Source organism: Mesorhizobium sp. WSM2561, assembly GCF_000513915.1.
GTDB classification, from domain to species: domain Bacteria; phylum Pseudomonadota; class Alphaproteobacteria; order Rhizobiales; family Rhizobiaceae; genus Mesorhizobium; species Mesorhizobium muleiense.
The window spans coordinates 176,974-191,229 of record NZ_AZUX01000006.1; the positions used below are offsets into that span (position 1 = coordinate 176,974).

The following is a 14,256-nucleotide window of genomic DNA, read 5'->3' on the forward strand; positions in this document are numbered from 1 at the left end:
CTCCGATGGCCAGCCTCGAATTGCGAAATGTCGTCAAGCGCTACAAGAGCCAGACTGTGCTCGACAATCTGTCGCTGAGCGTCGCCGACGGCGAAACCCTGGTCCTGTTCGGACCGTCCGGCGCCGGCAAGACGGTGCTGCTGCGGCTCGTCGCCGGCGTCATCGACCCTGATGAGGGAAAGATCTTCATCGGCGGCGAGGACATGACCGATCTTGACGCCGAGTTCCGCGGCGTCGGCATGGCATTCCAGAATTTCGCGCTGTTTCCGCACATGACCGCCTTCGACAACATCGCCACGCCGCTTCAGGCCAAGCGATCGTCCCAAAGCGCGATGAAGGCGGGCGTCGAGAGCGTCGCCAAGCTGCTGAAGATCGGCCACGTGCTCAGCCATAAGCCACGGGCGCTGTCCAACGGCCAGAAGCAGCGCACCGCTCTCGCCCGCGCTCTGGTCGGCTCGCCGCCGGTGCTGCTGCTCGACGACCCGCTGCGCAACGTCGATGCCAAACTGCGCTTCGAGATGCGGCTCGAACTGCCGAGGCTGCTGGCCGACCGTGGCGCGACCGTCGTCTACGTCACCCAGGACTACAAGGAGGCCATGGCGCTCGGCGACCGCATCGCGGTGATGTCGCAAGGTGTCATCAAGCAGCTCGGCACGCCCGAGCAGATCTATCGCGAGCCGGCCAACATCGAGATCGCGCGGCTGTTCGGCGATCCGACAATCAACCTGCTCGACGTCAAGCCGTCGCGCGATGCCAAGGGCATTTATGTCGGTCTGTCGAATGTCCAGGTCCATCTGACCGGCGCCTATGACGCGACGGTCGGCCGCGATTGCGTGATCGGCTTGCGGCCCGAAGCGCTGCGCTTCGTCGACGAAGGAACACCCGCGGCCATTCCGGTGACCGTCGAGGCGGAGACGCCGCTCAACGAAAAGATCGTCACGCTGGTGCGCACCGTGCGCGGTCGCGAAATCCTGGTCTCCCGGCCGGCCGGAACAGCGGGTCAAACCGAGGGCAGGGCCCATATCGCCGTCGACGGCAAAAGCGCCCTGCTGTTCGATCGTGCCAGTGGCGACCGTATCGGCTCGAAAAACGTCGTCAATTTGCGCAGCGGAGAAGCGGCATGAGCCAGAGCGCACTCACCATTTCCGGCGTCGACAAATTCTACGGCCCGATCGACCGAGGTGTGCACGCCGTTCAGAATCTGACGATGGAAATCGACAAGGGCGAGATCGTCGCACTGCTCGGCTCGTCCGGCTGCGGCAAGACTTCGACATTGCGCATGATCGCCGGCTTCGAAGAGGTCTCGCGCGGCAGCATTTCGGTTGCCGGCCGCAAGGTGCACACGCTGCCGCCGGTCAAGCGCAATGTGGCGATGGCGTTCGAGGGCTATTCGCTGTATCCGCCGCTGACCGTGCGCGAGAACATGGCGTTTGCGCTGAAGGCGGCCAGGCTGCCGAAAAGTCAGGTCGACGCGAAAGTTGCCAGCATCGCCAAGCTGCTCGAGATCGAGGACATTCTTGAGCGCTATCCGAGTTCCATCTCCGGCGGCCAGCAGCAGCGCGCCAGCCTCGGCCGGGCACTGATCCGCGAGGCCGACCTGCATCTGCTGGACGAACCGATGGGCCAGCTCGAGCCGCAGCTTCGCGCGGTGCTGCGCGGCCGCATCAAGCACTTCATCAAGGAGCGCGGCTTGACCGCGATCCTAGTCACTCACGACCAGACCGAGGCCAATGCATTGGCCGACCGGATCGCGGTGATGGAAGGCGGCGTGCTGCAGCAGTTCGATACGCCCAATATGCTCAAGCAGCGGCCGGCCAACCTGTTCACCGGCACGTTCGTCGGCGAGCCGCCGATGAATGTCTTCGAGGCCTATGTCGGCACGGCCGCCGACAAGATCAATCTGCGGCTGCCCGACGGGCTTTCACTCGACTATGACAAGGACGCGTTCAGCGGCTCGGTTCGCGACGAATTGCTCAAACGGCAGCGGGTCGTCATCGGTGTCAGGCCCTATGCGGTTCGCCGCTCGAAGGACGGCGTGCCGGCGACGGTTTCGGCCAACCAATGGCTCGGCGACCAGACCCATATCGCGGCGGATTTCGCCGGCGGCTCGCTGGTCCTAGTCGAACATGACCGGACCCGGCTGGAGCTTGGCGCGCCGATCAACATCAGCATCGATCCGAAAAATCTGCACGTCTTCGATCAGTCCAGCGGCATGGCCATTTCGCACGGCATGGAGCTTGCCTGATGCGGGATGTGCTGATCGGCATCGACGCCGGCACGTCTGTCATCAAATCCGTCGCCTTCGACACGGCGGGCCGGCAGCTCGCGGCCGCGGCGGTACCGAACCGGTACGAGACCTTGCCGGGCGGCGGCGCCGAGCAGGATCTGGCACGCACCTGGACCGATACGGCGACCACATTGCGACAGCTTGCCGACAAGGTGCCGGACCTCGCCAGCCGCATCATTGCGATCGCGGTGACCGGGCAGGGCGACGGCACCTGGCTGATCGACAAGGACGGTGAGCCGGTCGCCAAGGGCTGGCTGTGGCTCGACGCGCGCGCTGCCGCCATCGTCGAGGAGATCCGCGCGCGCCCCGATGACCGGCTTCGTTTCGAAAAGACCGGCAGCGGGCTCGCCGCCTGCCAGCAGGGGCCGCAGCTTGCCTTCATGAAGCGCAACGCGCCTGACAGGCTTGCCGGCGCCGCGACAGCGTTCCATTGCAAGGACTGGCTCTATTTCAACCTGACCGGCGAACGCGCCACCGATCCTTCGGAGGGCACCTTCACCTTTGGCGACTTCCGCACCCGCGTCTATTGCGACGAGGTGCTTGAGGTGCTCGGCGTCGCAGACCTCAGGCATCTGCTGCCGCCGATCGTCGACGGCACCAGGCATAGCGCCGGCCTGTCGGCGGCGGCTGCCGAAGCGACCGGGCTGCTTTCCGGTACGCCGGTGGTGCTGGCCTATGTCGACGTCGCCTGCACCGCGCTCGGCGCCGGCCTGCTCGACCGCGAGCGCAAGCCTGGCTGCTCGATCATCGGCTCCACCGGCATGCATATGCGGCTTGCTCAGACGCCGGACGAGGTGCTGCTCAACGAGGCCAGGACCGGCTACACGATGACGATGCCGGCGCCCGGCGTCTTTGCGCAGATGCAGTCGAACATGGCTGCGACGCTCAACATCGATTGGATCCTTAGCCTCGCCTCCGGTATTCTCGCCTCGCAAGGCATCACCCGCAGCAATGGCGAGATGATCGCGCTGGTCGACGAATGGATATCGTCATCGGAGCCGGCCTCGCTGCTCTATCAGCCCTATGTGTCGGAGGCCGGCGAGCGCGGGCCGTTCGTCGATGCCAATGCCAGGGCCGGTTTCGTCGGCATTTCGTCGCGGCACGGTTATGCCGATATGGTCCGCGCTGTTTTTGAGGGGCTGGCATTCGCGTCGCGCGATTGCTACGCCGCCATGGGGCCGCTGCCGAGCGAAATCCGGCTGACCGGCGGCGCCGCCAGAAGCCCGGCTCTGCGCAAGATCCTCGGCGCTGTCGTCGGCGCCGACATTCGCACCAGCCAACGCGAGGAAGCCGGAGCGGCTGGCGCCGCGATGATCGCTGCGGTCTGCGTCGGCCAATACAGTTCGATGGACGAATGCGTCGGCGAATGGGTCACGCCGCTGCTGGGCGCGGCGGAACCGAGCGACCGAAAACTTGCAGCGATCTATGAGCGGGCGGTTCCGTCCTACACATTGGCGCATGAGGCGCTGCGGCCGGTCTGGCGGTCGATGGCCGCATCCAGGGCAAACTGAGAAGTCGAGCATGCGTAAGAAGATTGCAATCATTGGCGACCGCTTCATGCTTCCCGAGGTCTTTCGCGAGAAAATCGAGAAGGCCTGCGGCGACAATCTCGACATTCGCACCCTTGAGGCGGCCTGGCCCGACGAGCCGATGGAATTCGGCAATGCGGCGCTCGGCCTCGACAAGGTGAAGGAGTATTTTGGCGATCCGGACGAGGTGGTCGATTTCATTGGCGACGCCGAGATATTCGTCACCCAGCTTGCGCCGCTGTCCGAGACCATGATGCAGCGTCTGCCTGCGCTGAAGCTGGTTGCGGTCTCGCGCGGCGGCCCGATCAACATCGACATGGTTGCCGCCAAGGCCCACGGCATCACCGTCGTCAATGTGCCCGGCCGCAATGCAAGTGCTGTGGCCGAATTCACCATCGGTGCGATCCTTGCCGAGACGCGGCTGATCCGGGTCGGGCACGAAGCATTGCGCAAGGGGGAATGGCGCGGCGATCTCTACCGCGCCGACCGCACCGGCCGCGAGCTCAACGAAATGACTGTCGGCGTCATCGGCTATGGCAATATCGGCACCAAGGTTGTCCGCCTGCTGCGCGCCTTCGGCTGCCGCATCCTGGTCACCGATCCGTATGTGCAATTGAGCGCCGAAGACCGCAACGCCGGCGTCGAACTGGTCGCACTGGACGATCTCCTGTCCCGCTCCAATGTGGTCACGCTTCATCCCCGGGTGACCGAGGAAACCCGCGGCCTGATCAACAAGGATACCATCGCCCGGATGAAGCCGGGGGTGATTTTCGTCAACACCGCGCGCGGGCCGCTGGTCGACTACGACGCGCTCTACGATGCGCTGGTCTCTGGCCATATCGGCAGCGCCATGCTGGAGACCTTTGCGGTCGAGCCGGTGCCTGCCGACTGGCCGCTGCTGCAGCTTTCGAATGTCACCTTGACGCCGCATATCGCCGGCGCGTCGGTGCGCACGGTGACCTATGCGGCCGAGCAGGCGGCCGAAGAGGTGCGCCGCTTCATCGTCGGGCTCCCGCCGGTCAACCCGTGCTGAAGGCCGCGGCAGCCATGAAACGCAATCCAGGCATAGAGGATCCGGCGAGATGAGCGGCGCCACTGAAATCGTCGATCTGTTCGTCATCGGCGGTGGCGTCAATGGCGCCGGCATCGCGCGCGACGCAGTCGGCCGCGGGCTTTCCGTCATCCTGTGCGAAAAAGACGATCTTGCCGAAGGCACGAGTTCGCGATCGGGAAAGCTCGTCCATGGCGGCCTGCGCTATCTCGAATATTACGAATTCCGGCTGGTGCGCGAGGCGCTGATCGAACGCGAAGTGCTGCTTGAATCGGCGCCGCACATCATCTGGCCGATGCGCTTCGTGCTGCCGCACAGCCCGGACGACCGGCCGGCCTGGCTGGTCCGGCTCGGCCTGTTCCTCTACGATCATCTCGGCGGCCGCAAGCGGCTGCCGGGCACCCGCACGCTCAACCTGCGCACCGCGCCCGAAGGCGCGCCGATCAAGGATGCGTTCAAGCGTGGTTTCGAATATTCCGATTGCTGGGTCGACGACGCCCGTCTCGTCGTCATCAATGCGCTCGACGCTGCGGAACGGGGAGCCAGGATATTCACCCGGACCGCCTGCACCGCCGCCCGCCGTGAAAACGGCCTGTGGTCGGTCGAGATGCGCGACAGCCGAACCGGCGTCAGGACCACGGTTCGGGCGCGTGCGCTGATCAACGCCGCCGGTCCCTGGGTCAACGACATTATCAACCGCGTGGCCGGCCAGAACTCCAAGCGGAATGTCCGGCTGGTCAAGGGCAGCCACATCGTCGTGCCGAAATTCTGGGAAGGGCGGCAGGCCTATCTGGTGCAGAACAGCGACAAGCGCGTGATCTTCATCAACCCCTACCAGAACGATCTGGCCCTGATCGGCACCACCGATATTCCCTATGATGGGCGGCCGGAAGACGTAGCGGCGGATGCCAGCGAGGTCGACTACCTGATCAAGGTGGTCAACCGCTACTTCAAGCGCGAACTTGCCCGCGATGATGTCATCTACTCATTCTCGGGCGTCAGGCCGCTCTATGACGACAACGCCGACAATCCGAGCGCGGTGACGCGCGACTATATTTTCGAACTCGACGCCTCAGTCGGGCAGGCGCCGCTGCTCTCCGTCTTCGGCGGCAAGATCACCACCTTCCGCAAGCTGGCCGAGCATGCGCTGGACCGGATCGCCCCGTTCTTTCCGAAAATGGGCAAGCCATGGACGTCGAAAGGCTACCTGCCGGGCGGCGATATCGCCAACGCCGATTTCGAGCAGTTTCTCGGCGATCTCGGCCGCGAATATCCCTGGATGCCGGCTTCGCTGGTCAAGCACTATGGCCGGCTCTACGGCACCAGGACGCGCGTTCTGGTCGGTGCGTCCAGGTCGCTCACCGAACTGGGGCGGTGCTTCGGCAAGGATTTTTTCGAACGCGAGGCGAGTTATTTGTTCGAGCATGAATGGGCGCTGACCGCTGCTGATATTCTCGAACGGCGCACCAAGCACGGCCTGCATCTGTCCGCCGCGGAAAGAGCCGCCTTCGAGGACTGGTGCGTTGGCCGACTGGTGAGGGCAGGCTGATGACTTTTACGCTTTCCCTCAACACCAATCCGCTGGTCAACCGTTTTGCCGAACCGGACGATCTGATCGACGCGATCGCCTACGACATCGGCATCCGGGACGTGCAGCTCACGCATGAATTCGTCAATCCCGGCTGGCCGGCGGCGACGATCTCGAAATTCGTTCGCCTGTTCCGCACGGCGCTCGACCGGACCGGCGTGCGCGTGACGTCGGGCATGACTGGCCCTTATGGGCGGCTCAACCATTTTGGCCATCCCGACGCCGACGTGCGCCGCTACTACGTCGATTGGTTCAAGACCTTTGCCGACATTTCGGCCGAGCTCGGCGCCAGCGGCATGGGCACGCAGTTCGCGATCTTCACGCATAGGGATTTTGACGATCCGGAGCGTCGCGCGCGGCTTTTCGAGATCGCGCTGGAATGCTGGCGCGAGGTCGCCGAGCACGCCAGGGCGGCCGGTTTGACCTATCTGTTCTGGGAGCCGATGTCTGTCGGCCGCGAATTCGGCCACACGATCGACAGCTGCCGAGCCCTGCACAACGAGATCGAAGCAGCCGGCATGGCCATCCCGTTGAAGATGATGGTCGATATCGACCATGGCGACGTCACCTCGAGCGACCCGGCCGACATCGACCCCTATGCCTGGGCCGAAGCTTTTCCCACGGTATCGCCGATCATCCACGTCAAGCAGTCGTCGATGAACAAGGGCGGCCATTGGCCGTTCATCGCCGCCTACAACAAGGACGGCCGCATCACGCCGGAAAAGCTTTTGCAGACGGTTCGGCGCGGCGGCGGCGTCGACAACGAGATCTGCCTCGAACTGTCGTTTCGCGAACGCGAGCCGGTCGACCACCAGGTCGTCGCCATGATCCGCGAGTCGGTCGACTACTGGGCGCCGTTCATCGAGACCGGCAGGGCGGCGATTTTGCCGCGAAACGAGTAGAACCGGCGGGGCATTTGGACGAATCCCCCCACCCGGATTCCCAACCGAATTGCGAACGGCAATTCGGGGCAATCCGACCTCGGGTCAGGGAACGTCGTAACCCGAATGAGACCTTGGCGCTATAGCAGCTTTGCGCCTCATCCAAGACCTTCTGTAGGTTGACCGGTTTCCGGGAAGCTGTCACTCCCCATTCGAGCGTTCGCCATAAGGCTTCGTCCAAACAATCAGGCGACCGATCCGTCCCCCCCTTCCGCACTCGACGTATCGTCCACCAGCTTTTCGCGAAGCTCTCGTAGGATGATGATCGGTAATCCCGTTCCAACCAGCGCGTCGCCGTTCATTCGCATCCACTCCCGGCACGCCTCCTGATCGAGATCATCCTTAGCTATAATCTCGTAAGCCGCGACCGCACTCATTCGCGATAGGCCTAACTCCATTAGCGAGAGCAGCGTCCTTGTCGAGATGCCAAACTCTAGCGCGAGACCGATGTCGAACTCGTCGCGGAGCAGGTCGGGCCGGTCGATGCCCGCGAGATGTACCTGCAGGACGTCCACGTAGGCCGCCAGATACTTCGGCGCCGAGAACCGCGCGGTCTGCTCCACCATCTCCATAGTCTGACGGCAAATCTTGGAGACGTCGGGCGTCTCGCCCTTGGACCTGATCCCTCTGATCCGCATCTCGATCATACGGGCAAGCGACCAGCCGCTCAGCCATCGCTGGACCGTTATCGCATGTCCGTAGAGCAGGGTGTCAGGCTTAAAGGCTGGGAAAAGATGGTCGTTGATCAAGCTCATGATCAACATCATTGACTGCAGCGCCTCATCGTCCTCTGTGGTGGCCGGGAGCAGATCCTCGACCGCGCCTTCGTACGCCTCGAAAAACTCGAGTAGCGACTGCATCCCGATTGCATTGACGCCGGGGTGGCGCGCGACCACGGCCGGCGGGATGCGGTTGAACACGCAGAGTCGGGCCAGGGCCTCGTCGATCCGCTTCACGACACGCGGATCGTGTCGCTTGGTGAACGCAGCACCTTCGATCGAGCCGCTGCGCAGGAAGGTCGCGACTAGGTATGAGGAGACTTGCTCAAGCTGCGTGTTCCTGCCGACCTCGTCCATCGCCATCCCGTTGCGTGACGATATGAACCCGATCATTTGCTCCGGCGCATCGAGCACCGCGTCGGTCTCACGTTTGATCTTGTAGCGCGCGCGCTTCGGGACGCCATTCGGCCAAGCTTCCTCGCTGTAAGGATCGATGCAGACAATCGTCCCTTGGAACTCGTCGCCCCAGCGCCCAGCGCGACCCGCCAAGTTCCAGAAGTCGTGCGCGAGCATGTGTTGCGTTCGCCCTTTGCGCGGACCGCGCAACACGATCATCCGGCAGGACAGGTTCACGCCCTCAATCAACGTGGACGTGCACACGAGGAAGCGGATTTTTCCCGTCTTGAATAGCCGCTCAATCTCGGACCGGAGCAGTGACGGCATGTTGCCGTAGTGGAATGCCACGCCGCGTTCGACCAGCGGCGCTAGCAGATAACCGGGATGCACGCCCTTGCGGGAGAGATCGGCAAGCGCAGCCAACTCCGGGTCGATCTGGTCGCGCTGCGCGTCCTGATTGAGCAGAAAAGCGATCTTCTCCGCCTCATCTGGTCCGTTGGCGTAGACAAGCGTGCCGGAGCGGTCGCCGGTTAGCGCCTCCGCGATGAAGGCGACCCTCTTCTGTAGGCCCGTCGGACGGTGCGGAAGGTTGAGTATGCCGATCTCCTCGACCTCGTCGCCGGTTCGCACCGATAGCTGATACTTCGTCGTCTTCTTCCTGACCTGCTGGGCGAAGACCACGTTTTGGAGGACCGTCGGCGCATCGCTGTCGATGATGGTGCGCTCGGAGTCAGGCGGTGCGTCGTCGAGCAAGGCCTCGGGGTTCTGTGTGGCCGGGCTGATAAACACCGCCCGCACAGCCGGGCTGGCCCGCGTGACACGCTCGATTGCGTCTTGCAGGATCACGCCGCGCTTCGTGTCGCCGATCTTGTGCGCCTCGTCGACCACTAGGAGATCGATGCCCATCTTGTCACCCAACGCATTCGCGAAGAGGTGTAGGCGCTCCTGCGTGAAAACCACGATCAGCGGAGGTCCGCCCTTGATCATCTCAATATACTCGTCCGACAGCGGCAGCGAGCTGACGCGGATGCTGTCCGGGTCGATCTTCGCCTGCGACAAGAGCTTTTTAAGATTGGTCTCAGTCTCGCTGACGAGAGCCCTCGTTGGGGCGAGATAGACGACCATACGTGCGCGTTCGGACCGCACTTGGTCGAGCACCCACTGAAGCACGAGGAACGTCTTTCCGGACGCTGTAGGCGCTGATGCAGAGAGCCAGCCCTCCGCATCCTGCGCGCCTATCCAGAACGCGCGCTGGAAGGCGTTGACCTCCATAAGTCCGCCGTTCGCTTCGAGAACGACGGAGTTCCTCAACCGGTTGCGCGCGAGCTCTAAACGCGCGCCGACGCCGAGGCGGCCGTCAAGGTCGTATCCCAGCTCCTCCTTCCGCTGAGCTAGCGTTACCGCGAGACGGTTTGACAACTGCTCAAAGAGCAGGGCGGCGGCGTCCCTCAGCGGACCCCGTTCGGCGCACGTTATCGCCGTCGTGGCGATCAGAAGCGCCGCCTCCCGGGGACGCCGCGCCTCAGAACGCGCGAGAATGCTCCCTGCGAAAAGCAGCCGGTTCCAATCCATTCCTGCCAGCGCCTGCCCCAGCTGAGCCGCCGGCTCGACATTCCCAAGGTCCTGAAGGGCATTGATGCGGACGAGAACCGCCAACTCTGCCGCGATGCCCTCGATGAGCAGCCATTCGATCAGCTCCTCCGCGTTCACTTCTCAAGTCCCAGCGCTTCGAGAATGGCGGCGCGAAAATCGTCGGCGGATGGCAACGGTAGGCACAGGAACTCGATCCTGCACTCCTCCAGCTTTTCGAGGACTATCCGGTTGCTGACGTTCGTCACCCACTTCGTGAGCGCCTCGCGAGAGGCGTCGATGACGTCGTTCGCGCTACACTTCCCGCCAGGTGCGGGGTAGCCGTCCCCATTAAAGCCAACCAGCGCCACCGCGCAGTACTTCTTCCGCGTGACCAGCGGGTCGGAATTGTCGAAATAGCGGCGAAGAGCGAGGTTCAGGTCGGAGTTACCCAGATCGGCCCTCTCACTCAGCAGCACCAGGTCGCGCTCGCGCTTCGAGCTTTCATGTTCCTCCTCGACCAGGAACGGGCGCAGCGACTTCAAACACTCGCGAATCGCGTGGGCGGCGTCGGCGTGGATCTTCGACTCGCCCCAATAAAGATTGAGCACGCCTTCTTCGTCAACGCTGGCGTAGACGCCGTCCGTCCCATGATAGTGCACCTGCCCGCTCGTCTTCAGGTCCATCTTGCACAAGATCTGTGGCAGACCGAGAAACCGCTCGGCGAGCAGGTAGAGTAGGAGCTCCCCTCCCTCGCCGGTGGTCGTAAGATCGGTGAACGTGCCGAGCGCGCGGAAGTAGAGCGCGAGCGTCGCCGCGGTAGTCTTCTCCCGATCGTCCCTTTCCTTAGCCCGCTGGCGGACCTCGTGCGGTATCGCATAGTCGACGATCACTGTCCGCATGAACTCGGCAAGCCGCTTTAGGCTGACCTTTCCGTTCGCATCGACCTTTAGGCAATGGCAGTCGATGCGGACCTCGCAGCCCTCCACCTCGAGGTTGCGCTCAACCAGATCGAGATGCACATCGAGCGTTTTGGGATTAGACGCGATGACCTTCCGGAAGTCCTCGAACGACAGTGTCGTCAGAACATCTTGGTCCAACCTTCACCCCTACAACAGCACAACTTATGCGAGGCTAACGATCTGATCCACTCAAAGCCAGCAATATCGAGATTGAGTCCCCGCCGAGGTACGCGAAGTACACAAGTCTGTCGGTCTATAACCAACGCAGGGCAGGGCGCCGACTACCCTTGGAACCAGGCTCATCCGAAGGATCGAAGAAGAGCAGCTCGCCGCTGCCGAATAACGAAATGCTTTGCCACCCTCTTACCGGTCTTCTTACCGGGGTGGCGTTGTTTTGGAGTTCCTCTCACGCCATTTTCTTCCTGTCTGGGCGCGGATTAGGTCTACGGCGCAACGGTCTTCATGGAAAAGGCGCCGACGGCTGACCAGCTCACCTGCCAACAACGGAAACAGATTAGCGATGTGCCCCGTGACCGTTCCTCCCCACGCCCAAGCTCCACAGACCCGCTTCAGGTGGGTCTTTTTACACCCGTCTAAATCTATGTGTAGGTGGTACTTGCATTTAGTGTAGCAACGTGGCATTAGTTGGCGGTGCACTTCGAGAGAAAGTCTCTCAAAGGCACAGGAAACGGAGTTTTCGCATGTCAGTAGCCCCCGAGGTCGCCACCGCCGTGGAAGCAGCCAGGCTAGAAGGTCACGCTTACATCGATCGTCTCATAAATGCGCTACTTGAGCGGCTGGATCCCGCTCCCGCGCACGCACCCGGCTCAGTTCAATATAAGGTTCCGTCTGACGACGATTGCCGGGACGCTCGTAACAAGGTCGGTGTGAACCTCACTCCCGAGGGGAAGGAGATCCTGTTTCGCCTCCTCGACAACGATGCCGGCTACAATTCGGCAGGCCGCCGCATGTCAATTACGCAGACGGCCGTGAAAAATCGAAAGAAGGATTGGTTAGCTGCTGGCGGTAAGCACCGCGAGAAGATGTTTATCCCGTATCTCGACACCGTGGCCTGATTGCAGGGAGGAAAAACAATGACCGATAGAATCGCCAAGGAATCCACAATTGCCTCGATCTGGGACCTCCTCAAGGAACCTCTAGTTTATGTCGGGGGCGTGCGACAGAAGCTGTCCGTCTGCGTGGCTCAGCACGGCAACGCCGAGGTCCAGCTCGGCGTTACCGGCAGGGGTTACCAGCCCTGTTTCCGAATTACCTATGAGCAAGGCGGCTCTAAGAACATATTCGGCTCATTCTGGGATTCCCATCAGCCCTTGGGCCGAGAAGATGCCCTAAACCAGAATTGGTCAAAGGCGACGATGACCGCTGCGGAAGTCGACGCCTTTGTAATGGAAAAGACTGGTCGCAAAGCTAAATAGGCTTGCGCGTGCCGCCGGGAGAAACCCGCCAACACTCTCAATTTTGAGTTTTGTTCTGAATGCGCAAACCGGCAAATATGTCGGTTCGGGCTTCATCAAGTTCAACCGCGACGCGCGAGCGACTGTGAAAGCGAGTGCAGGAGCTCGCTGACTCAGCCCTGAAGGTTGAAAAGACCGGCTACACAGTGGGTGAAGCCGGTTGGTAGGGACAGTGCAGCACCTACGGGACAAGGAAACCTTGCGGCACCTTGGAGTTCAATTGGGCCTTACACTTATACCGTGGATAATATCACAATCCGCTACTTTCCCTCTTCTTTGTCTGCTACAAAAATAGGCAGGCCTGAGGGGCTTCTCATGTCCGACGACAAAGCATCCGAAGAAAAACTCTTTCGAATTCTGTGCCTGGACGGCGCCAAAGGGTTCTACAACCTCTCCCGGAGGGGAGAGGAGATCGCCAGCGTTGCCGCCAGCCTCTTCTCCCCAGCGGGGAGAAGGTGGCCGCCCACGGGTCTTGCCTCCGGCACGCCCGAGGACAGGCTCCGCGGCCGGATGAGGGGGAGCTTCACTCAGCCGAATTTCGGGTCGAGACTGCCCGACTTGTAGCGCTTGGCCATTTCCGAGACCGGCAGCGGCTTGATCCTGGGGGCGTTGCCGGCGGTGCCGAACTGCTCGAAGCGCTCCTTGCACAGCTTCCTCATCGCGGCCATTGCCGGCGTCAGATATTTGCGCGGATCGAACTCGCTCGGGTTCTCGGTCAGCACCTTGCGGATCGCGCCGGTCAGCGCCATGCGGTTGTCGGTGTCGATGTTGATCTTGCGCACGCCGTGCTTGATGCCGCGCTGGATCTCCTCGACCGGCACACCCCATGTCGGCTTCATCTGGCCGCCATATTTGTTGATGATCTCCTGCAGCTCTTCCGGCACCGAGGATGAGCCGTGCATGACCAGGTGCATGTTCGGCAGGCGGCGGTGGATCTCCTCGATCACGTTCATGGCCAGCACCGCGCCGTCCGGCTTGCGCGAGAACTTGTAGGCGCCGTGGCTGGTGCCCATGGCGACGGCCAGCGCATCGACATGCGTGTCCTTGACGAATTGCACCGCCTGCTCCGGATCGGTCAGCAACTGGTCATGGCTGACGGTGCCCTCGACGCCGTGGCCGTCTTCCTGTTCGCCGCCGCCCATCTCCAGGGATCCGAGAACGCCGATCTCGCCTTCCACCGACACGCCGCCCCAATGCGCCATGTCGACGACGCGCCGCGTGATGCCGGAATTATGGTCGTAGTCGGCCGGCGTCTTGCCGTCCTCCTTCAGCGATCCGTCCATCATCACCGAGGTGAAGCCGTGCTGAATCGCGGTCACGCAGGTGGCTTCGTTGTTGCCATGGTCGAGATGCATGCAGACAGGGATATCGGGATGGATCTCGACCAGCGCGTCGATCAGCTTGGCCAGCACGACGTCGTTGGCATAGGCGCGGGCGCCGCGGCTCGCCTGCAGGATGACAGGCGATTTGGTCTCCTCGGCCGCCTCCATGATGGCAAGGCCCTGTTCCATATTGTTCATGTTGAAGGCAGGCACGCCATAGCCGTGTTCGGCGGCATGGTCGAGCAATTGTCTCAATGTGATGCGAGCCACCCAATGGTCTCCCGTATTTGGTTTCAAGCCTATGGTTTGCGAGCTGTCCGGTCGTCATTCAGCCCATTGATGCTTCTGGCCGGATTTCCGGAGAACCGCAACCTCTGGCCATGCCGCCGAGAGCAATTCTTGTTACAAGGCAGCGAT

The 14,256-nt window shown here is 62.3% G+C and carries 11 protein-coding genes; 8 read left to right on the forward strand and 3 right to left on the reverse strand.

The annotated features are described in order from the left end of the window. The first annotated feature begins 5 nt into the window (after positions 1–5). The 6 genes from M727_RS0109950 to M727_RS0109975 are packed head-to-tail and all read left to right on the forward strand — an operon-like array spanning position 6 to position 7,357. Positions 6–1,124 (forward strand): ABC transporter ATP-binding protein, encoded by a 1,119-nt coding sequence (locus tag M727_RS0109950; protein WP_027152564.1) that lies wholly within the window; start codon positions 6–8, stop codon positions 1,122–1,124. Continuing rightward, on the forward strand, positions 1,121–2,245 hold the full coding sequence (locus tag M727_RS0109955) for an ABC transporter ATP-binding protein (protein WP_023800186.1): 1,125 nt from the start codon (positions 1,121–1,123) through the stop codon (positions 2,243–2,245). Before M727_RS0109950 ends, M727_RS0109955 begins: the two co-directional genes overlap by 4 nt. Further along, the gene (locus M727_RS0109960; protein ID WP_027152565.1) at positions 2,245–3,798 is read left to right on the forward strand and encodes an FGGY-family carbohydrate kinase; all 1,554 of its coding nucleotides are present in this window, start codon (positions 2,245–2,247) and stop codon (positions 3,796–3,798) included. The genes M727_RS0109955 and M727_RS0109960 overlap by 1 nt, the downstream gene beginning before the upstream one ends. Before the next feature lie 10 nt (positions 3,799–3,808). Next, positions 3,809–4,849: a 2-hydroxyacid dehydrogenase gene (locus tag M727_RS0109965; protein ID WP_027152566.1), complete on the forward strand. Its 1,041-nt coding sequence runs from the start codon at positions 3,809–3,811 to the stop codon at positions 4,847–4,849. Between the two features lie 49 nt (positions 4,850–4,898). Then, positions 4,899–6,416 carry a glycerol-3-phosphate dehydrogenase gene (locus M727_RS0109970; RefSeq protein ID WP_027152567.1) on the forward strand — a complete coding sequence of 506 codons (1,518 nt, stop codon included), beginning with the start codon at positions 4,899–4,901 and terminating at the stop codon, positions 6,414–6,416. Next, the gene (locus tag M727_RS0109975; protein WP_027152568.1) at positions 6,416–7,357 is read left to right on the forward strand and encodes a TIM barrel protein; all 942 of its coding nucleotides are present in this window, start codon (positions 6,416–6,418) and stop codon (positions 7,355–7,357) included. Before M727_RS0109970 ends, M727_RS0109975 begins: the two co-directional genes overlap by 1 nt. A gap of 224 nt (positions 7,358–7,581) precedes the next feature. Here the strand turns inward: M727_RS0109975 and M727_RS0109980 are convergent, their stop codons facing one another. Continuing rightward, complete coding sequence (locus tag M727_RS0109980) at positions 7,582–10,221, reverse strand: DEAD/DEAH box helicase (RefSeq protein ID WP_027152569.1); 2,640 nt, start codon at positions 10,219–10,221, stop codon at positions 7,582–7,584. After that, positions 10,218–11,180 carry a DUF1837 domain-containing protein gene (locus M727_RS0109985; protein WP_051505577.1) on the reverse strand — a complete coding sequence of 321 codons (963 nt, stop codon included), beginning with the start codon at positions 11,178–11,180 and terminating at the stop codon, positions 10,218–10,220. Before M727_RS0109985 ends, M727_RS0109980 begins: the two co-directional genes overlap by 4 nt. Before the next feature lie 563 nt (positions 11,181–11,743). On the opposite strand from M727_RS0109985, the gene M727_RS0109990 reads away from it, so the two are divergent. After that, positions 11,744–12,118, forward strand: a complete 375-nt coding sequence (locus tag M727_RS0109990; RefSeq protein ID WP_027152571.1) for a hypothetical protein — start codon at positions 11,744–11,746, stop codon at positions 12,116–12,118. 18 nt (positions 12,119–12,136) lie between these two features. Then, positions 12,137–12,478, forward strand: a complete 342-nt coding sequence (locus M727_RS0109995; RefSeq protein WP_036261991.1) for a hypothetical protein — start codon at positions 12,137–12,139, stop codon at positions 12,476–12,478. A gap of 566 nt (positions 12,479–13,044) precedes the next feature. Here M727_RS0109995 and fba read toward each other — a convergent pair. Continuing rightward, positions 13,045–14,109 carry a class II fructose-bisphosphate aldolase gene (fba, locus tag M727_RS0110005; protein WP_027152574.1) on the reverse strand — a complete coding sequence of 355 codons (1,065 nt, stop codon included), beginning with the start codon at positions 14,107–14,109 and terminating at the stop codon, positions 13,045–13,047. Between the last annotated feature and the right edge of the window lie 147 nt (positions 14,110–14,256).